At 56.7% G+C, this 20,187-nt stretch carries 15 protein-coding genes and 3 tRNA genes; 6 read left to right on the top strand and 12 right to left on the bottom strand.

The features are described 5' to 3' along the window. Positions 1-13: 13 nt before the first annotated feature. Genes RAE07_RS10345 through RAE07_RS10330 form a run of 4 tightly spaced genes read right to left on the bottom strand, consistent with a single transcriptional unit; the run spans position 14 to position 5,181 of the window. The gene (locus tag RAE07_RS10345; protein ID WP_239208466.1) at positions 14-2,146 is read right to left on the bottom strand and encodes an ATP-dependent DNA helicase RecG; all 2,133 of its coding nucleotides are present in this window, start codon (positions 2,144-2,146) and stop codon (positions 14-16) included. Positions 2,147-2,148: 2 nt separating this feature from the next. Further along, on the bottom strand, positions 2,149-3,492 hold the full coding sequence (locus tag RAE07_RS10340) for a DAK2 domain-containing protein (RefSeq protein ID WP_317001791.1): 1,344 nt from the start codon (positions 3,490-3,492) through the stop codon (positions 2,149-2,151). 10 nt (positions 3,493-3,502) lie between these two features. Beyond that, positions 3,503-4,141 (bottom strand): uracil-DNA glycosylase, encoded by a 639-nt coding sequence (locus tag RAE07_RS10335; RefSeq protein WP_317001790.1) that lies wholly within the window; start codon positions 4,139-4,141, stop codon positions 3,503-3,505. Positions 4,142-4,143: 2 nt separating this feature from the next. Then, entirely contained in the window at positions 4,144-5,181 is a 1,038-nt protein-coding gene (locus RAE07_RS10330; protein WP_317001789.1) for a thiamine-phosphate kinase, read from the bottom strand. On the opposite strand from RAE07_RS10330, the gene RAE07_RS10325 reads away from it, so the two are divergent. Beyond that, positions 5,129-6,028 (top strand): DUF3515 domain-containing protein, encoded by a 900-nt coding sequence (locus tag RAE07_RS10325; RefSeq protein WP_316328148.1) that lies wholly within the window; start codon positions 5,129-5,131, stop codon positions 6,026-6,028. The two genes, RAE07_RS10330 and RAE07_RS10325, sit on opposite strands and share 53 nt — an antisense overlap. Positions 6,029-6,042: 14 nt before the next feature. Here RAE07_RS10325 and RAE07_RS10320 read toward each other — a convergent pair whose 3' ends face one another. Both RAE07_RS10320 and RAE07_RS10315 read right to left on the bottom strand, forming a co-directional pair. Next, positions 6,043-7,104 carry a D-alanine--D-alanine ligase family protein gene (locus RAE07_RS10320; protein ID WP_023021676.1) on the bottom strand — a complete coding sequence of 354 codons (1,062 nt, stop codon included), beginning with the start codon at positions 7,102-7,104 and terminating at the stop codon, positions 6,043-6,045. Between the two features lie 22 nt (positions 7,105-7,126). Then, positions 7,127-8,125 carry an NAD(P)H-dependent glycerol-3-phosphate dehydrogenase gene (locus RAE07_RS10315; protein WP_023021677.1) on the bottom strand — a complete coding sequence of 333 codons (999 nt, stop codon included), beginning with the start codon at positions 8,123-8,125 and terminating at the stop codon, positions 7,127-7,129. 162 nt (positions 8,126-8,287) lie between these two features. On the opposite strand from RAE07_RS10315, the gene RAE07_RS10310 reads away from it, so the two are divergent. Then, positions 8,288-9,286 (top strand): NUDIX hydrolase, encoded by a 999-nt coding sequence (locus RAE07_RS10310; protein ID WP_239205614.1) that lies wholly within the window; start codon positions 8,288-8,290, stop codon positions 9,284-9,286. 104 nt (positions 9,287-9,390) lie between these two features. On the opposite strand, the gene RAE07_RS10305 is transcribed toward RAE07_RS10310, so the two are convergent. The 3 genes from RAE07_RS10305 to leuC form a co-directional block, all read right to left on the bottom strand. Then, positions 9,391-10,266, bottom strand: a complete 876-nt coding sequence (locus RAE07_RS10305) for a hypothetical protein (protein WP_200287614.1) — start codon at positions 10,264-10,266, stop codon at positions 9,391-9,393. A gap of 201 nt (positions 10,267-10,467) precedes the next feature. Then, the gene (gene leuD / locus RAE07_RS10300; protein ID WP_316328150.1) at positions 10,468-11,058 is read right to left on the bottom strand and encodes a 3-isopropylmalate dehydratase small subunit; all 591 of its coding nucleotides are present in this window, start codon (positions 11,056-11,058) and stop codon (positions 10,468-10,470) included. 21 nt (positions 11,059-11,079) lie between these two features. Then, on the bottom strand, positions 11,080-12,501 hold the full coding sequence (gene leuC / locus RAE07_RS10295) for a 3-isopropylmalate dehydratase large subunit (RefSeq protein WP_259824333.1): 1,422 nt from the start codon (positions 12,499-12,501) through the stop codon (positions 11,080-11,082). A 52-nt stretch (positions 12,502-12,553) separates the two neighbouring features. On the opposite strand from leuC, the gene RAE07_RS10290 reads away from it, so the two are divergent. The 4 genes from RAE07_RS10290 (at position 12,554) to RAE07_RS10275 (ending at position 18,799) form a co-directional block, all read left to right on the top strand. Next, positions 12,554-13,237 carry an IclR family transcriptional regulator gene (locus RAE07_RS10290; RefSeq protein ID WP_200287619.1) on the top strand — a complete coding sequence of 228 codons (684 nt, stop codon included), beginning with the start codon at positions 12,554-12,556 and terminating at the stop codon, positions 13,235-13,237. A gap of 189 nt (positions 13,238-13,426) precedes the next feature. Then, positions 13,427-13,720, top strand: coding sequence for a hypothetical protein (locus RAE07_RS10285; RefSeq protein WP_023021683.1), 294 nt, complete (start codon positions 13,427-13,429; stop codon positions 13,718-13,720). A 216-nt stretch (positions 13,721-13,936) separates the two neighbouring features. Then, positions 13,937-16,588 (top strand): YhgE/Pip family protein, encoded by a 2,652-nt coding sequence (locus RAE07_RS10280; RefSeq protein ID WP_248098865.1) that lies wholly within the window; start codon positions 13,937-13,939, stop codon positions 16,586-16,588. A 3-nt stretch (positions 16,589-16,591) separates the two neighbouring features. Further along, the gene (locus RAE07_RS10275; protein ID WP_239208446.1) at positions 16,592-18,799 is read left to right on the top strand and encodes a YhgE/Pip domain-containing protein; all 2,208 of its coding nucleotides are present in this window, start codon (positions 16,592-16,594) and stop codon (positions 18,797-18,799) included. Between the two features lie 289 nt (positions 18,800-19,088). Here the strand turns inward: RAE07_RS10275 and RAE07_RS10270 are convergent. The 3 genes from RAE07_RS10270 to RAE07_RS10260 form a co-directional block, all read right to left on the bottom strand. Beyond that, positions 19,089-19,164 (bottom strand) — tRNA-Glu (locus RAE07_RS10270). Between the two features lie 690 nt (positions 19,165-19,854). Next, positions 19,855-19,927, bottom strand: a tRNA-Glu gene (locus RAE07_RS10265). Between the two features lie 39 nt (positions 19,928-19,966). Next, a tRNA-Gln gene (locus RAE07_RS10260) sits at positions 19,967-20,038 on the bottom strand. Positions 20,039-20,187: the final 149 nt, after the last annotated feature.

Genomic DNA, 20,187 nt, shown 5'->3' with positions numbered 1-20,187 from the left:
AGGTTAACCTGTCTTAGTTCTTCTCCAAGTATTCCTGTTCGCTTTCACTCAAGTTGCGCGTGAGTTCCTCGGCCAACTCGGGATTGCGCATCACCATTGCGCGGGCATCCGTATGGGTGCGTTCCACAATGTCTTGGTCATCCGCCAGATTTAATAGCCGCAGCGTACGGTGTGTTCCGGACTGCATGGTGCCCAAAATGTCTCCCTCTTGGCGCTGACGCAAGTCGAGCTCGGCCAGCTCAAATCCGGACGAGGTTTGGGCAATCTGATTGATGCGGCGGAAGGACGGAGTGTTATCGCCTGCCATAGTGTGCAGAAGACAAATAGAGGCATTGCCGCCTCGTCCCACACGCCCACGCAGCTGATGCAACTGGGAGACGCCGAAATGCTCGGCCTCACGGATGAGCATCACCGTAGCATTGGGAACATCCACACCCACCTCGATGACCGTGGTAGAGACCAAGACATCGATCTCTCCCCTAGCAAATGACGTCATAACCTCGTCTTTATTGGGCATCTTTCCATGCAAGATTGCTATGCGCAGCCCTTTAAACGGCCCGTTTTCCAGCTGCTCCGCAAGCTCTAGCACTCCGCCTTTTCCTTCAATGCGCGGGCAGACGATATAGGCTTGGTGGCCGTGGGCCACTTCCTCGCGAATCCGCTCAAGGGCGCGCAATACCCAGGTAGGGCGCCACTCAGCTACCACCGCTGACTGAATAGGTTTGCGGCCACCAGGCAGCTCAGTAAGGGTCGATACGGCAAGGTCGCCGAAGACGGTCATCGCGATGGTGCGAGGAATCGGCGTAGCCGTCATCACCAGTACGTGAGGACTTAGCCCCTCGTTAGCCTTCAGTCTCAGGCTATCGCGCTGCTCTACGCCGAACCGGTGCTGCTCATCTACTACCACTAGTCCAAGGTTGAAGAACTCCACTGTGTCTTGGATGATGGCATGGGTTCCAATAATGATGTCCGCATCTCCGGAAACGATATCCAGCAATGCCTGCCGTTTATCCGCAGTGCGCATCGAGCCGGTGAGAAGTACCACCGTGACGCCTTCAGGAACAGCGGTTCCGATGGAGGCAGCGTGCTGGGAAGCCAGCACCTCAGTAGGCGCTAGAAACGCCGCCTGAGTTCCTGCGTCAACAGCCTGCAGCATAGCGCAGGTAGCCACCATGGTTTTGCCCGAGCCGACCTCGCCTTGCAGCAAACGCATCATGGGCAATGGGCGGGCTAGGTCATCTTCAATCTCACTGATAACACGCCGCTGCCCTTGGGTGAGCTCGAAAGGCAAATGGCTTAGCAGTTCTTCGCGGAAGCCGCCTAAGGTTGCCGGCATGGTCGGAGCGGTTCGAGCTTCCGCATCGCGCTGGCGCAATGCCATCACCAAGCCAATTGACAAAGCCTCGTTATATTTAAGCCTTTGGATAGCACGATAAGGCCCTGCCTTACCAGGCTCGTGAATTTCCCGCACCGCGTTATCCAGGCTGATTATCATTTGATAATCCAGTGGCTCTTCGATGGGCGGGGTCTTAGATAGGACGTAGTGAATAGCCCCCATGATGTACCAGGAGGTCACCTTGGACGTGGCTGGGTACACCGGGATCCATTCTCGTTCCAAAAGGAGCTGGTCGAGCCTCCCAAACTGCGAGAGGTTCCGCAATGAGCCGGTGGCCTTGGGCCGATTCTTCTTTCCAGATTCGGCCGCCGGCTGGCGGTAGTCATCCACTTCACCATCGGGACGGCCGAACGCATCGATTTCCACAAAGTCTGGCTGTTGCAGCTGCGGTTGGTTGCGGAAGAATTTGAGCTTGCCGCTCATCATGACGCGCTGTCCGCGATGCAGCATGCGCATGACGTAATTGGCATTGAAAAAAGTCGCCATAATGCTGTCATCGAGCTGGACATTGATGATGGTGGTCTTGCCCCTGTCATGCCGGTTGAAGCCGGTAATAGTCCCGGTAACGGTGACGATATCGCCCTCCGCAGCGTCTCCTAGGCCCACGTCCTTGTTGTGGCGAATATAGTCTCGCGGATAGTGAGCCAAAAGCTCACCGCAGGTCTCATACCCCAACGCCTTGGTAATCTTCGCGGCGTCTTTCGCCGCAAGAACCTCCGTCAACGGTCGGTTGTCCTGCCAGCCGAGCATTGCTACTCCACTCCGATTTCGGTTGCAATATCCGGAACGTTAAGCGCCACCACATCCACATGTAGCTGTTGGCCCAAATCCTCCTCATCTACGTCAAGGGCGCTTAAGATGGTGACCTGCTCCCCGCCTTCTGCCAAGAGATCGCGACAGGTGGCGCTGATTGACGCAAGGGTTTCCTGGCTGGGATAAGCTACGCGCATGGAATTGGCTGCATCGCGCATAGCAGCGACCACAGCACCGGTATCTGGGTTATTAGGTTCATTGACAGAGATAGCGGCCAAGGCAGCAACTAGCGACTGTGCAGGCACTACTCGCCCGGCACCAGTCTGCGAGCTCAGCCCCGTAACTAGGACAATATCCTCCTCTTCGGCCGCAATGGGTTTCTCCGGTGGCACAACGGTAACGCCCGCAGATTCCAAAAGATCGGTAATAGGCCCGGCCGGCGCGGCTGCGTATACCCGGCGAACAACTGATTCTTCGGCGGCGGGTTCGGTGGGAGCCGGCAGCACCTCAAGGTGCAAGTTGGTCACTTTTCCCTTAGCAAAAGCTGTCTCAATGACGGCGCCCGCCTGCGGAGAGTGGATATGCACATTAGCCCTGTCCTCGGTAGCGCGAGCGATGACCAAGCTATCTCCCATCGGTGCGATTGCCGCCTGCAGCGCGTCGATATCTCCTTCATAGAAAAAGACCACTTCCAGCACGGTGACCTCTTCTGGGGCGGGTAGACCTGCATGCCCAGTAGAGCCCTCAATCTCCGCGAGAAGGGACTCTAAGAGAATCACGAGGCCGGCTCCGCCAGCATCCACTACTCCAGCCTCCTGCAGGGCTGGCAATTGCGATGGGGTGCGCTCTAGGGCAGTCCGAGCGGCCGAGATTGCGCCGCTGACGATGCCGTGCAAGGTCGTGCCAGGACGCGCCGCGGAGTCGTCGGCGGCTTCCGCTGCTGCACGCAAAACCGTAATAACCGTGCCTTCCACTGGCTCGGCGATGGCTCGGTCCACCAACTCCACGGCCTGCTGCAAAGAACGGGCAAAAACGGAGCCGTCAATAACTGAGTCCACCGTGGACTCCGCTACGCCGCGCAGAACCTGAGACAACACCATGCCCGAATTTCCGCGTGCCCCACGCACCGCCCCACGCGCGAGGGAATCAGCTACATCGCCACCTTTGTCGAGCTCCGCAACCGCTGCTTCCATGGTGTGCGCCATATTTGAACCAGTATCCGAATCCGGTACCGGAAAGACATTCAGTGCGTTAATTTCCTCGCGGCGATGGGCTAATTCCCCCACGGCGCGGGTAGCCCAATTGCGCAGGCCGCAGGAATCCAGCGTGCTGGGATATGACATGCGCAATAGTTTACAAGCGCCAGTCTATTTCCTGCGCGCCTTGGTCCCGCAAAAGGGCGTTTGCCCGGGAAAAGGGCCTAGAACCGAAAAAGCCACGGCTGGCAGAAAGCGGTGAGGGGTGTGGAGACTTGATACACGGGACGTCGGAAAGAAAGCGCTCACACGCTTGCGCATCGCGGCCCCAGAGGATCGCCACCATGGGGCTGCGGTTGAGCGCGCGGATGGCAGCCTCGGTGATTTCTTCCCATCCGATGCGACGGTGCGAGCCTGCTTGGCCTGGGGCTACGGTCAGCACCCTGTTAAGTAGCAATACGCCTTGGTCAGCCCAAGCACTCAAATCGCCGTCCTCTCGGCCGTTGATCCCCACATCATCGTGAAGTTCACGGTAAATATTGACCAAAGAACGCGGGGGCTTCACGCCGGGGCGAGTAGAAAAGGCCATGCCCACGGCATGCCCTGGGGTGGGATACGGGTCTTGGCCCACGATGAGCACACGGACCTCATCTAGTGGCATGCGCAGCGCGCGACAAACATCCTCAGCTGGGGGCAGATATTCCTGGCCCTCAAGGGCGTGAGAAATCCGTGGCCATTGCTCTTCTATTACCGGCGCCAGCACCGGCTCCCATGAAGGGTGATAGGTGGGGTGCATATTTAAAAGCTTCGCCAGCCTTTCTGATAGCTCGGTGTCTTTCCTCCCACCGTAACCCCGCAGCCCCGAGTTACGGTGCCAATTTTCCGGAATCCGGAGGGGGTGTCCTTCGCGGTCGTGCCTATTAAGGTGTGGTCTTCACCGCCGCTTAGTACCCATTCCCACGGGTCACAGTCCACAAGGTCTGCGGCCTCGCACAGCAAATCTTCCGGCTGCAAAGCCTGCGGATCCAAATCCATATGCACGCAAGAGTGTTCAGACATCGTGGTGCAGTCTTGGATCAAGCCGTCGGAGTTATCCGTCATGGCGGTAACCCCAGCGGCGCGGGCAATGACACCGCGGCCGGGATTAAGCCAGGGTGCGCAATGGGCGTCAATAAGCGGCTGGAGGTGCTCATGCCCTGCAGGCAGGTTCCGACCGAAGCGCTCTAACAAGGCCAAACCGGCGGCCGAGTGGCCAATCTTGCCATGCGCTACCACGTGCTGGCCTGCCCGCGCACCGTCCAAGGTCAGGGCAGGAAGGCTGCCGCCGAGGAAACCCACGGCCGAAATGTTGATGACCAAAAGATCAGACTTCGTGAGGTCACCGCCCACCAACTCGGCATTATAGAAAGAGCTATGCTCCGCAATGCCCTCAGCGATGCCCCGCACGAAGGACACTGGGGTATCACCTGGCGCGGCGATGGCTAAAAGGGCAGCAACGGGTCGCGCCCCCATGGCTTCAACATCGGCGAAGTTGCGCAAGATAGCTTTCTTACCAATCTCGCGCGGGGTAGACCACTCGCGCAGGAAATGACGCCCCTCCACCATCAAATCCGTGGCTGCCACGGTGCGGGAATTCGGTGGTGCGCTAGGCAATACCGCCGCGTCATCTCCGTTGAGCCTGCTCGAGGCCACAGAGGTAATTTCCCGAATGGCGTTGCGTTCTCCCACCTCTGCGAGAGTCTGAGTTAAGTTCACCAGCGTCCTTTCGATACTATGAGCCCTTATGACATCCCAATTTAACCGCACCGCGATCTTCATTTCACTTGGGTTATCCATAGTGATGGTTCTGGCGGTCCTCTTCGGCGCAAAGTACGTATTCAATAACATCGCCAAAGCACCCGTGGCGGTCTCCCCCGTGGAATCCAAGGAAGCAGATTCACAAGCCTGCCATAGCTTTATCGACTCCCTGCCGGATGAGGTCATGGATAAGCCGCGCGCAGACATTGCCGAGCCTGTGCCCTCCGGTGTCGCTGCGTGGGCAGCTAACTCTGAGGATAAGGTCACCGTGCGCTGCGGCGTGGACATGCCTTTCCAGTACACCGAGTATGCCCAGACCCAAGACCTAGAGGGAGAAAAGTGGTACAAGGTGCGCGATGCCACGCCGGGATCCAACCTAACCACCTGGTATACGGCGCAGCGCTTCCCTATCGTCGCCGTTACTGCCCCCACCGACGCCGAGCCGGGCGAGCTTAACGACGCCCTCTCAGAACTCAAAGAAAAGCCTGCCCCCGCTCATAAGGCCCCGCTCAAGGAGCTCAAGGCGGGCGATGACCAAAGGTGCGCCGATATAGCAAAGGCCCTGCCTGATTCGGTGGCCGAGGGCTACCACCGTCGCGAGGTTGCGGAGAAGAATACCTTTGTGTGGAGCGCCGATGGCCGCGAAGACATCGTGGCCCGTTGCGGTGTGGCCAAGCCCGAAAACTATCGTGCTGGGGTCAAGCTGCAGCAAGTCAACGAGATTCCGTGGTTCGAGGACACCACCTTGGCCCACGGCACCACAGCCGGCACGTGGTTCGCCCTCGGCCGCGAAAACTACCTAGCCCTGCACGCCCCACAGGATGCCGCGCAAGCGGCACTGGTGGAGATTGGCGATGTACTCGCCAAGCACACCGCTGAAAAGTAGAAAGTACTCCGTCCCTACTTTGCTAGCGCCTGCTCAATGAGTGCCTCAAGCAAAGCGGGGTACTCCACACCCGAAGCGGCGAGCACCTGGGGATACATCGAAATCGGGGTAAAGCCCGGCAGAGTATTGATTTCATTGATGTACACGGAATCTTCGGTAACGAAGAAATCCACCCGGGATAGGCCCTCACAATTTAGGGCCTCGAATGCGCGAACAGCCATGTCGCGCAGCTTCTCGGTCAACTCAGGCGTGAAAGGCGCAGGGATTTCCGCGGTAACCACATTATCGAGGTACTTTGTGTCAAAACCATAAAAGCCCTCGTCAGAATCATCAATGCCCGCCAGCAGTGCCGGAACAGACGCCAACAGTGTGCCGTCGGCATAGTGCAAAACGCCGATTTCTACCTCTTGGCCTACGATTTCTGGCTCCACCAGGATTTTCTCGTCGTCTTCTAGAGCAAGGTCAACGGCTGCGGGGAATTCTTCCCAGCTATTCACTTTGGATACGCCGATTGATGATCCGCCTCGGGCGGGCTTTACAAAGACGGGCAACCCTAGGTGCTGCTTTTCTTCCTCGCTGAGCTCGGTACGACCCTTCAGAATGACCTCGGGCGCTACGGGCAGGCCTGCCGCTGCCAGTACCTTTTTGGTAAATTCCTTATCCATGCCCACCGAGGAAGCCAATACGCCCGGCCCGACATAGGGCAGGCCGGAGAGCTCAAAGAGACCTTGGACGGTGCCGTCTTCACCAAAGGGCCCGTGCAGGATGGGAAATACCACATCAACCTCAGCAAAGAGCGTGCCATCGGTGACGTTATGGAACTGGCCCCTGGCATTAGGATCCAGGGAAAGCGTTAGTTCCGCCCCTCGCCTGACTTCTGGCATGACACCATTGACAATCTCTAGTCCCTCAGTGGTGCCGGGCGTCCACGTGCCCTCGCGGGTGATGCCGATAGGCACCACCTCGAATTTTTCAGGATCGAGGTGATTCATGATCGCACCTGCAGAGACGCAGGATACGGAGTGCTCGGTGCTACGGCCGCCATAGATAACGGCCACGCGGGTCTTTTCAGTCATGCCCGCAGATTTTACCCTTGACCTACTCCGACTTCTTGGACCGACCCATCAGAGCGATGATCATATCTTCCACCGCCATGCCCTCGTAGCAGACACCATAAACCGCGTGGGTAATCGGCATCTCTACGTCTGCCTGCTGGGCTAGGCGGTAGATAGAATCACAGGAGTAGACGCCCTCCGCAACCTGCCCGTTGGTGGCGGCCTTGGCCTCTTCAATGGTGCCGCCTTGGCCCAGGCGATAGCCAAAAGTACGGTTGCGCGACAATGTCGAGGTACATGTTGCCACCAAGTCACCCAAGCCAGCCAAGCCGGAGAAGGTAAATGGATCCGCCCCCAACTCCACGCCGAGGCGGGTAATTTCTGCCAAACCGCGGGTAATGATGGTGGCCATGGTGTTATTGCCTAATCCCTTGCCAGAGGCTATACCGCAGGCTAATGCGATGACGTTTTTGCAGGCGCCGCCGATTTCCGCACCAATAACATCGGTGTTGGTATACGGGCGCAAGTACGGCGCGGCCACCGCCGCCTGGACGCGCTTTGCGCGTTCCTCATCTGGGCAGGCGATTACTGTGGCGGCCACTTGGCCTGCGGCAATCTCTTTAGCCAGGTTCGGGCCAGAAAGTACCGCCACGCGGTCTGCTGGCACTCCCGCCGCATCCATGATGACCTCGCTCATGCGCTTGAGCGTGGTGGTCTCCACACCCTTGGAAATGGAGACCAAGGTCGCGTTTTGAGGCAGATGCGGGGCCCACTTTTCCACGTTGCCGCGCAAGGTTTGGGAGGGAACGCCGAATACGACGACCTCGGCACATGACAATGCTTCCACTTCATCATGAGTCGCCCGCACAGCCGCCGGTAGGCGGGTATCCGGCAAGTAGTCCGGATTAGTGTGGGTCTCGTTGATAGCTTGCGCCAACTCTGCGCGGCGGGCCCACAGGCGAACGTCATTTCCGGCATCCGCAAAGACCTTGGCCAAGGTAGTGCCCCAAGAACCGGCACCCATCACCGCAACATTAACCATGGTGTCTCCTCCAAACGTGCAAAGCTATAACCTCAACTTTAAAGCATGTCTGTCCGACCGTGTGGCAGGGATGCACACCGCGCCTAACCCGTGGGACAATGGGCGCTTAGACGTTGTTTAAATGAAGCCAATTACTGTGGAAAGGCCCCGTGGAGGCAGACGATGCCCAATATTAAAAAGATGCACGAAACCGACAAGGATCAACAGCACGAGGAATTCATTTCCGGTCGCCATCAAGAAATCCCGGTGGATCCAGCCAAAGAATTCCACCGCACTACCCTTGCCGCCGGCGCCGTTATCTGGCGTGGTTCTCCGCAGGAACCGGAAATCGCGCTAATCCACCGTCCCCATTACGATGATTGGTCCCTGCCCAAGGGCAAGGTGGATCCCGGCGAGTCTCTTCCTACCACCGCAGCCAGGGAAATCCTGGAAGAGACCGGATTCAGCGTCCGGCTAGGCAAGCTCATTGGCAAGGTAACCTACCCGGTCCAGGGGCGGACCAAGGTCGTCTACTACTGGGTCGCTAAGTATTTGGGCGGCACCTATTCCGCCAATAGTGAGACCGATGAGTTGCGCTGGTTACCTATCGACGAGGCGCAAAATCTCTTGTCCTACGACGTAGATACCGCAGTGGTGGCTAAAGCCGCCAAACGCCTACGCATCGCGCCGGCCACGCGCGTTCTTTATGTCCGCCACGCCCATGCGCATGAAAGCGGCAGCTGGGAAGGCGATGATAACCTGCGGCCGCTCGATAAGAAGGGGCGTCGCCAAGCGGAAATGCTGGTCCCGATGCTCAGCGCTTATCAGCCCACTGCCATTTACTCTGCGCTGCCCCAACGTTGCCAGCAGACAGCTGCCCCGCTTGCCGACGAACTGGGCAAGGACATCTCCATCAATAAGAACTTTGGCGACGAGGCTTGGGAAAACGACCCAGAAGCAGCCAAGAAGGCCTTCCGCCGCGTGGTAAACGAAGGCGGGGTGCCCGTTATTGTCAGCCAAGGCGGCACCATCCCCGGCATCATCGAGGACCTCGCCCCAAAGTTCCTTAAAAAGCCGGTGGACAAGCTGAAGTTCAAGAAGTCTTCTGTGTGGGTCTTGTCTTTCAACAACGGCGAGCTCACCGGCGCCGATTACCTGGCTAGCCCACTGCCGGTGCGCTAGTTTCCTAGTTCCTCCCCGACCAACAATTAAGGCCCTGCCTTCCATCTCATGCGGCGGACGAGCAGGGCCTTACTTGCGCAACTATCGTGCGGCTGCGGGGTTTTCTAACCGCGCAAGCCAAGCGTGCGACGGACGAAGAGGACCAAAATGAGGGTGTTCAGTGCTGGGAACAGAAGCATGCCGACGAAGGTAAAGCTCAACACTGCGTACAGGACGGCAATCAAGACGGCTACTAGGATGGTCACTCCGACATTCTTCTTCGCCACTTCGATGGAAGCCCCAAAGGTCTCGCCAACGGATAGCTCAGGGCGTGCGGCCTTAACAGCCGGCATCCAGGTAAAGAAGAAGGCGGCGAAGAGTCCCGGAATAATCAGGAGAATGAAGCCCAGGGAAATAACCAGGGTCGAAAGCACATACACCGCCATGAGACCGGCGACATTTTTAAAGCTCAGAAAGTCCTTTATCTCCAGCATCCCGGTATCAACCTGTTTATTAGCAGCCTTGTACCAGGTGCTAGCTGCCCAAATAAACACGAGGAACATGGCGATAATGGCTAAGAACATTACTGCAATGAGGCCACCGGTAAGCGCGTCAGAACCTGAGCCACTTTTGGCTAGGGCGTCAATGGATGTACCGCTGCCTGCTAGGACGGCGACCAACAGCAAATAGAGGATGGAGAGAACTACCATCTGCACCAGTGGACCGAAAATCCACTGCGCCCAATTGCGGCCGAAGTAGCGGAAGCTATCCGCGATGACCTGAATGGCGTCTACGTCACGACCAATAGGGGAATCTTCTCCTTGGTAGGTGCTTCCAGCGTATCCGGGTTGCCCGAACTGTTGCTGACCGTACTGCTGCCCGTAGCCTGGTTGGCCGTTCGCGCCGTTTCCGTAGGGCGCAGATTCACTGGCAGGTCCGGGAGTACCTGGACCATTGTTTCCTGAATTAAAGGAATCATTATTCGAATAGGGATTGCTCATAGAGTTAAAGCTAGGGGCATACTTTGTTACAGGAAACTGGAGCAGGTGATTGTTACTCTTACGTTACCAATTTTTACCCCCGCAGCTCCCCCAAGGTTTGTGCTCAAGACTCATACCCAAAAGCAAAGCACCCCCACCGCCCCTTCTTTAGAAAAGACTGTAGGGGTGTTGGCGCAAGTTCATCCCCAACCGCGCTCCCATCTATGGGGCGATAACAGAGGGCTTAAAGCTGGGGCGTCGCTTTTCATAGTCAGCGATATCGCCCTCGTTACGGAGGGTGATATCAATGTCATCGAGGCCCTCCATCAACCGCCAACGGGTGTAATCATCGATGTCAAAGCGGTAGGTATTTTCTCCCACCGTGACCGTTCGCGCCTCCAAGTCAACGGTGACCTGGGTTTCTCCTGCCTCCAGCTGCTTCCAGATAAGCTCGATGTCCTCTTGTTCCATCAAACCGGTAAGAAGGCCGGACTTTCCTGCGTTACCGCGGAAGATATCTGCAAAGCGGGAAGAAAACACGGCACGGAACCCGTATTCACTCAACGCCCATACTGCATGTTCCCGGGAGGAACCGGTGCCAAAGTCTCTTCCTGCAAAAAGCACCGACCCATTTTTAAATTGCTCTTGGTTAAGCACGAAGCTTTCTTCGGGGCGCCAATTAGAAAACAGCCCTTCAGAAAAGCCTGTACGCTTAACCGACTTCAGGTAGCGCGCCGGAATGATTTGATCAGTATCCACGTTAGTAACGCGCAGCGGTACGCCAGTTCCGGTATGGGTTATAAATTTCTCCATTATCAATGCCTTTCTAAGCGCTTAATTCAGGTCAGCAGGGCTAGACAGGTATCCGGTCACGGCTGTAGCGGCAGCCACCTGGGGCGAGACTAGGTGTGTGCGCCCACCTGGGCCTTGTCGGCCTTCGAAATTGCGGTTAGAGGTTGAAGCTGAGCGCTCTCCCGGCGCTAGTTGGTCTGGATTCATTCCTAGGCACATCGAGCAACCAGCGGTACGCCATTCGGCGCCGAACTGGCGGAAGATCTCATCTAAGCCTTCTTCCTCTGCTTGGGCCTTGACAGCTGCTGAAGACGGCACTACCAGCATCCGCGTATCTTCGGCGATGGTGCGGCCCTTGACCACACCGGCAGCGGCGCGCAAATCTTCAATGCGAGCGTTGGTGCATGAGCCGACGAATACGGTATCTATTTTGATATCGCGCAGCGGAGTCCCCGGCTGCAGGTCCATATACTGGAGGGCCTTTTCTACAGTGGCCTTTTCATTGTCGTCACCGCAGTCTTCTGGATCTGGAACACTCTCCCCTAATGGCAGACCTTGTCCAGGATTGGTTCCCCACGTAACAAACGGGGTCAAGGCAGAACCATCAATCTCAACGACGGTATCGAATTCCGCCCCCTCGTCGGTGGGAAGCGTCTTCCAATAGTCAACCGCAGCATCCCAGTCCGCCCCGCTGGGAGCAAACTCGCGTCCCTTCACATATTCAAAGGTGGTCTCATCTGGGGCGACCATGCCGGCGCGGGCTCCTGCCTCAATAGACATATTGCAGATAGTCATGCGCTCTTCCATGGACATCCTGCGGATCGCCTCACCACGGTACTCAATGATGTGACCTTGTCCGCCGCCGGTACCGATTTTGGCGATTATGGCCAGGATGAGATCTTTGGCGGAGACTCCCTCTTGCAATTCGCCCGTCACCTCAATCGCCATCGTTTTAAAAGGCTTCAAGGAAAGCGTCTGCGTGGCCATGACGTGCTCCACCTCAGAGGTGCCGATGCCCATTGCGATTGAGCCAAAGGCACCATGGGTGGAGGTATGCGAGTCGCCGCAGACAATGGTCATACCTGGCTGGGTGATACCCAATTGTGGGCCAACTGTATGGACAATGCCTTGCTGTGCATCTCCCATGGAATGCAAGCGCACACCAAATTCCTCGCAGTTCTTACGCAGGGTCGATACCTGGGTGCGAGAAACCTCATCCTTGATTTCCAAGAGGTTGCCAGACTTAATGCCTTGCGTGGGAACGTTATGGTCCTCGGTTGCCAAGTGCAGTTCAGGGTGGCGCAGTGTGCGCCCAGCCAGCCGCAGACCATCAAAGGCCTGTGGACTGGTAACTTCATGTAGTAGCTGAAAGTCAATAAAGATGAGGTCTGGTGCCCCAGCATCACCGGGTTGGACGACGTGATCGCGCCACACTTTTTCCGCCAATGTCAGCTTCTGGTTCATAAACATCTCTCCACACTTGAAATCTCATAATTTGGGACGTAGATTTCATTGTATGGGAGAGTATAGCGCAGTTTCCGGAATTAAAGTGTTGGATCGAGCAATGGCCATCATGATGGCCGCCGCCAACCACCCCTCCACCCTCAACGAACTATGTGAAACCACGGGCCTACCTCGGGCGACGGCACACCGGCTAGCCACCGCACTGGAAGCGCACCGCATCCTCGTTCGCACCCCCGAAGGAAAGTGGAAGGCCGGTCCAGCCCTCCCTGGCAACCGTGACCACCTACTGGAAGTGGCGGGACCAATTATGGAGAAGCTGCGCGAAGACACCGGCGAGTCCATCCAGCTTTACGAGGTCACTGGAAATACCCGCACCTGTATTGCCACTAGGGAACCCGAGTCTGGCCTTCATAATGTCGTCCCCGTCGGACGCCAGCTACCACTTAGCTCCGGCTCCGCAGCGCGCATCATTGCCGCCTATGTAGATGTCAATATCGAAGACGCCTCGTTTACTCTCCAGGACATCGAAGCGGCAAGGAGCCAAGGGTATTCGGAGTCCATTGAAGAACGCGAAGCTGGGCTAGCCTCTATTTCTGCACCGGTTTTCGACGAAGCCGGAACTTTCCTGGCAGTTTTGTCCATTTCCGGATCTGTCGAGCGCTTCCAGCCATCACCCGCCCAAAAGTACGCGGATACCCTCACGGCAGCCGCTCGCGAATTGAGCAGCCAGCTTTAAGCTTCCCCTCGCCCCCCACCATGCCCGTCTCTGCCCAATCGTTGCAGAGACGGGCATTGCCTTTTTCTACTCATTTAAAAAAATTTGAGGAAACTCGCCTCCAGCTATTGAAACCAAACTGAAAATACGATTTAATGAAAATACGTTGAAAACAACGGGACTAATCCCCGCCAGAAAGGACCAGTCATCATGACCCACACCACCCACGAGAACCACACCCACACCCACGGCACCGATTGCGGCCACGTATCCTTCCCACACGGCGACCACACCGACTACCTCCACGAAGGTCATATCCACCGTGAGCACGATGGCCACTGGGACGAGTGCGAGACCACCGAGCACGTAGAAGCCGAGGCTCACACCGACCACACTCATGGTGAAGGCTGCGGCCACGTAGCAATCCCGCACGGCGACCATGTGGACTACCTGCACGACGGCCACCGCCACGCCGCACACGGCGATCACTACGACGAGCACTAGTTGCAGCTCGGGGCTTAGCCCCTCATTATGCGCCGCCTCGGCCCTTCACCTTGTGGGTCCCGGCGGCCATTTCTATGTCTACCCTTCCGCTAAAGAGCGCCCCGAAATTCACACCAGAAACATATCTGCGAGCTCGACAGGACACACTCTCTCATTTCTGTTAAAACTGACAGTCAGACTATTAGTTCTTTCCGGTTGGGTGCTACGGTTCTTCGAGTGATTACTAGTTGGAAGATTTTTCTCCAAGATTTTGTCCGCTTGTGGCGGACCCCGCAGGTCTGGGTGATCCTTATTGGTTTGATGATCACCCCAGCCCTGTATTCCTGGGTAAACATCTCCGGTTTCTGGGATCCCTACGGAAACACAGAACACCTCAAGGTCGCCGTTGTAAATGAGGACAAGGGCGCCACCTCGGAGATGACCGGCCACTTAGACGTCGGCGGACAAATGATTGACAAGCTGCATGATAACGACAGGCTTGGCTGGCAATTCATGGACAGGCAAGAAGCCGAGGACGCCGTTAAGAAGGGCGACGTCTTCGCCTCGGTAATAGTGCCCGAGGACTTCTCGGCCGATTTCGTCAGCCTGTTTAAAGGTACGTATTCTCAGCCCACGCTCGAATACCACGTTAACGAAAAGCTCAATGCAATCGCGCCGAAGATTACTGATACCGGCGCTTCGACTCTGGATACCACTATTAGCACTACTTTCAATGAGCAGGTGGCAGATTCAGTGGCGACGGAGCTTAAAAATTCCGGTGGTGATTTAAGCCAGAAGATTAACCGTACCGCGAGCGATACCGCGGATTCTTTTTCGGAAACCGCAGACACTGTAGCCAACTCGCGCAGCCAGTTGGCCGACGTTCACGCCACCATCGATGACGCGCGCCCGACTATCGCGCAAGCCCGCGAATCACTCGGTACAGTCCAACAGACCGTCGATGACGCGCAGACCGCGTTGAACGAAGTTACTTCAATTACCGCCGAGGTCCAGCGCGAGGTCACTTCTTTCTCCGATGACGCCACGGCCGCTTATGTGGAAGGAACGACCGCGTTGGCAGACGGCACTGCTTCTGCCAACGCTACCGTGGGCTCGGTATCTGGCAAGCTACGCGGTGCCCTCACTCGCGTCGATGCCGCTTCTGCTGGCGCAGCAGGCATCGTTGGTGAAGCGGATCGGGCTATTGACCAGCTCGATAAGCTCGCCTCATCTCCAGCCCTGCCCCCGCAGGTTTCCCAGCAGATTAAAGATCAGGTGGGAGATTTGCGTGAACGCAATAATCAGAACCGCGCAGTCCTCGGTGACCTGGACTCTCTCAACGGCGATACCAACGACACCATCGATTCGCTCAATAAGACAACGAGCTTGCTGGATAAGATGGCTGCCCAAACGCGCGATGACTCCCACGCGCTGCGCGATAATGTGGCCGAGGGCTTGCCCAAGCTCAATGCCGCGCTTTCCGACGTCACAGCTACCACCGGAAAACTTTCCGCCTCGCTCGAAAGCCAAAAGGCACTGGTGGGCCAGACCGATGGGCTCTTAGGCGGCGTCGACAAGCAGCTCAACCAAGCCCAACAGGTGGTCGAGCGCTTTTCTGTAGACCTCGATGGCATTGAACAGGGACTCCGGGCCTCCCGCAGCGATGTGCTGGCGTTGAGTAATACCGCCAATAACAATTCCATCCTGCAGTCAGTCAAGGGCCTCAATACCGACGAGGTTTCCTCCTTCCTTGCCTCCCCTGCGGAGATGGAAAGCCACGCCGTCTTCCCGGTGAAGCACTATGGCTCGGGCATGTCCTCCCTATTTATCAACCTCACGTTGTGGATCGGCGCTTTCATGCTGCTCATCATCTTCCGCGCTGAGGTAGACCCGCAGGGCCGCAAGAACCTCACCATCACCAAGGCGTACCTTGCCCGCTTCCTCCTACTCTCCTTCTTTGCCATCGCCCAGGCGCTCATCGTGTCCATCGGCAACCTTGCCATTGGAGTGGAGCATGCCAATGCAGTGGCTTATGTCGGTACCGCAGTCATCGTCGGCCTGTGCTATCTGAGCATTACCTATAGCTTGGTGTCTACGTTTGGCCACGTGGGCCGAGGCATCGCGGTGGTCTTTGCCTTCATCCAGATTCCTGGCGCTTCCGGCCTCTACCCGATTGAGATGACGCCAGATTTCTTCCGTGCGGTACACCCGTTCCTCCCCTTTACCTACGGCATTGACGCCATGCGAGAAACCGTCGGAGGTTTCTACGGTAACCATTACGCACGTGACCTCTGCGCCCTCATCGGCATGGCCGCGATTGCTTACCTCATCGGTTCGGTGATGCGCCGTGGCTTGTCCAACGTCAATATGTTGGTCAACGACGAACTGCGCAAGGGTGGGTTGGTTATCAATGAACAGGTCCACCTTGTAGGAAGCCGCTACCGTTTCACCGATCTCCTCTATGCCTTGAACGACCGCGAGGCTTATCAACAAAGCCTTGAGAATAAGTGGGGCATGGCGCGCAGGAACTACTCTCAGTTGATGAAAATCACCGTGGCGGTGGGCCTGGCGCTGGTTGTCGCTTTGGGTATCTACTCACGCATTAACCCTGGAGAAAAGGCCATCATCTTCGGCCTAGCCTGCCTGGTTACGCTCATCGCGGTGGGTGTTATCTGTTCCCTCGAGTACGTCAAGCAGAGCATCGCGCATGACAACCGCCTGGCGGATCTTAGCGACGAGGAAATCCAGGAGCACCTCGAGCACCAGCAGGAACATCCAAACCGCTACCTCCTGGAAGATTTGGACGAGGAATCCGCACCTGTTGATACCAGCGAGACCAAAGAAATACCCGCCGTTGAAGGCGATGACCCCGGAAAGGGCGGCGAGTAAGTCATGAAAAACATTCTGACCATCCTCCGCGATGACCTCCACGCCATTCGCACCAATGTAATGACCGCAGTCATTATCTTCGGTCTTGCTATCATTCCGTTGCTTTTTACTTCCTTCAACGTGCTGGCCAGCTGGGATCCTTTTGCCAATACCAACCAGCTCAAGATTGCTGTTGCCAGCGAAGATGAGGGACACGAAAGCGACCTAGCCTCATTGAAGCTTAATTTGGGCGATGAGGTGCTCTCGCAGCTCAGCCGCAATCACGATATTGATTGGGTCATTACCGACAGCGCCGATGCGGTCGAGGGAACAAAATCCGGTGAATACTATGCTGGCATCGTCCTGCCAAAGGACTTCAGCGCAGATCTGCTTACCTTTTATGTAGAAGGAACCGAGCCCAGCAAGCTCAATCTCTATACCAATGAGAAGAAGAACGCGCTGTCTACCAACATCACACAAAAGAGTGCGGACGGCGTCATTCAAAAAATCGACGAGTCCTTCACCCGCGTGGTATCTAACGTTGGTCTCGGCGTCGTATCCGATTTAGATAAATACCTCAACGAGGACGACACCCAGACGGCACTCAATAACCTTCACAACCGCATCAATAACGTCAGCACTCGCCTCGATGCGGCTTCAGGCACTGTAGGTGCCCTAAGCAATCTTGTCGATTCCACCCTCCCGCTTACGCAGGCAGCGGATAATATCCTCGCCGAGGCCGGCCGCCAGGCCACGGAGACGGACAATGCCCAAGGCGAGAACCCCATCGACATTCTGCGCTCCACCCTCAATGACTCTGCAGGTTCACTAGACGCTTCCTTGGCGGCTACAACACAAAGCTACGATGCGCTTTCTGCCCAGGTGGATGAGTTGCTCAATAACGCAAGTAACGCCACCGCACAAACGGCGCAGACCTACCGCAGCGCAGCTGAACGTGTAGATGAGCAAACGAGCGCCTTTGAGGGCGTACGCGCTTCCATCAAGGAGCAAGCCGATAAAGCGGCGCTGCCGGCTCCAGTCGCTGGCGGCTATAAGGCGTTGATGGGCCAGATTGATGCTTCTATCGCCCAGAGCAACGCGCTACATGATTCGTTGGTTTCGACCGCCGATGATATTGAGCAGGGCCGTGGTACCTCGCAAGAATCGCGCCAGCGCACCAAGGATGCCATCGCCAATGCGAAGCACGCCGCAGAGAAGGCGCGCACTTCCTATAACGAGAACCTCAAGCCCCAGCTGGATCAGCTCAACCAAAGCGTCTCTGTAGTGGCCGGCGATATTGATGCTGTTAAGCAGGACATAGCTGGTATTCGCGACTCGGTTTCTCAAGATAACGAGTCCCCACAGCAAAGCCTAGCCCGCGCCCGCGATACTACTGCTAGCCTTGCCGGCACCCTGCGAGAGCAAAGCGGCCGTTTCGCGGACATGGGACGCAAGATCGACGAGGTTCGCCATGGCGGCGACCTAAGCAAACTGGCCGATATCGTTGGCTCTGACCCAGAGCTACTCGCCTCCCGCATTGCTGCTCCTGTGGCTGTGGACCGTGAACCGGTCTATCCTGTGGCCGCCTTCGGCGTAGGCATGACACCGTTCTACCTCACCTTGTCGCTGTGGGTAGGTGCCCTCCTAGCGTGCGTGCTGGTCCATACCAACGCCGAACGCAAGTACTTGCGAAAAGACGAGAACGGCAAGTACGACGAAAGCGATTTCACCCGTGGCCAGGCATTCTTCGGTCGCTTTGCCACGCTCGCGTTGGTCGGTCTGGCTCAAGCCACCTTGGTGGTGCTTAGCCTCATTTTCTTCGTCCAAATCGAGCCTGCACACCCGTTCATGCTCATGTTCGCAGCATGGGTAGTCTCGCTAGTATTCATGTTGATCATTTACTCACTGGTCATCACACTCGATAGTGCCGGCAAGGCCTTGGCGGTATTGTTGCTTGTGATACAAGTGTCTGGTTCCGGCGGCGCCTACCCGTTGCCATTGCTGACTGAATGGTTCCAGAACGTCAGCCCTTGGCTGCCAGCTACTTATGCTATCGATGCCTTCCGCAGCGCCATTGCGGGCATCTACCATGGCGATATTTGGCGTGAGCTGGGCATGCTGCTGCTGTTTACCATCCCGGCATTGCTCGTCGGGCTCCTTATCCGCCGCGCCATGGACGCCTATCATAAGCGCCTACAAAAGGCGATTAAGAAGACGAAGGTGATGGCATAGCCAGCGCTTGGCGACGCCCTCCTTACACAGCCCAGCGAGCCGTTTCACGGCCCGTTGGGCTTCTTCCTTGCTGCGGTCTAGCGCAGGGCGCAGCTGACCACTCAGAACTCACTGTAGGGAGGTGCAACGCCGCCTGCTGCACTGTTAGGGCGATCGACGAGAATCGAGCGAGAATTGAAGAATGCAGGCGCCTGAAAGGCCGACTTATATGCCCCAACAGTCTCAAGGAATGCGCTTTGGGAACTAGGGAAAACAAAAGCTGCGAGCCATGAGGCTCGCAGCTTGGTAGTGGTACCCCGTACGGGATTTGAACCCGTGTTACCGGCGTGAGAGGCCGGCGTCCTAGGCCGCTAGACGAACGGGGCGCGTTCGCAGCAAGCACACACTGTGCGTTGCGGACTCGTTAAGAGTAAACGATGGGTTAACTGAGCACAAATCGCACGCTTAGGGGCGGTTTTGAGGGCGGAGGCTAGGAAAACGAAAAGGGTCCCGAGTCTTCTACTGCAGTGAGGTTTCTTCATGGCCGAGGTGCGGATCGAATCAGTGGTTATTCCGCAGGCAATCTGTGGATAGTCCGTGGCCGAGAACGCTGTGCTAGTAGGACTCGGGATGGCGCTGTGCGTCGAAGTGCATATACTGCAGGCTCCTATACTTCGTACAAATGTTGGTGGGAAGGAAGTTGTGGATTATAGCGTTACTACCTGGCTATGCTTTCGGCCTGTGCGCCTTCGCTGTGGTGCGTTTCGATTTCTGTCACCCGCTCTCCTTTCTGTCTGTTTTCTGCTGTACTTGCAGTCTATGCCTGTACTTGCAGGACTGGAAAGGGTTCGCACAACTTCGCGGTGGTCTTAACCCTGGTCTTATCGGCGGCGCGTCGCTGCCTGCGCGAAAGCTACCAATGGTCCGGGGTTAGGTTATAACCAGTCCCCCATGCTTGACCGCATCTCCACGTGGCCTTTAGACGACACCTCACAATCGATACCTTCCCCTTTAAGCCCCGAAAGGATACCGACTCGGATATGAAAAATCCTCCAGCGCTAAGCTGGAGGTCTTTGTACCCCGTACGGGATTTGAACCCGTGTTACCGGCGTGAGAGGCCGGCGTCCTAGGCCGCTAGACGAACGGGGCATAGAACTAGTGAGCCTGCCGTTTAAAGCATTTTCACTGCTGGCCTACCAGGACTCGAACCTAGAATGGCGGTACCAGAAACCGCTGTGTTGCCAATTACACCATAGGCCATTTGCTAACTCGCTAGGGAAGCTAACTGCCTTTCAGCCGTTCTCCCTTGCTCGCTGCAACGTGTAATAACTATAATGATCTTCGCGTAAACTGCCAAATCGCCAGCGCATAACGCTTTTTCAGCGCATAAAGGCGGCATTAAAAATGCG

It is taken from the genome of Corynebacterium nasorum, from assembly GCF_032821635.1.
Classification (GTDB): Bacteria; Actinomycetota; Actinomycetes; order Mycobacteriales; family Mycobacteriaceae; genus Corynebacterium; species Corynebacterium kefirresidentii.
The sequence above is the reverse complement of the archived record's forward strand: the minus strand, read 5'-3'. Positions and strand labels throughout refer to the sequence as shown.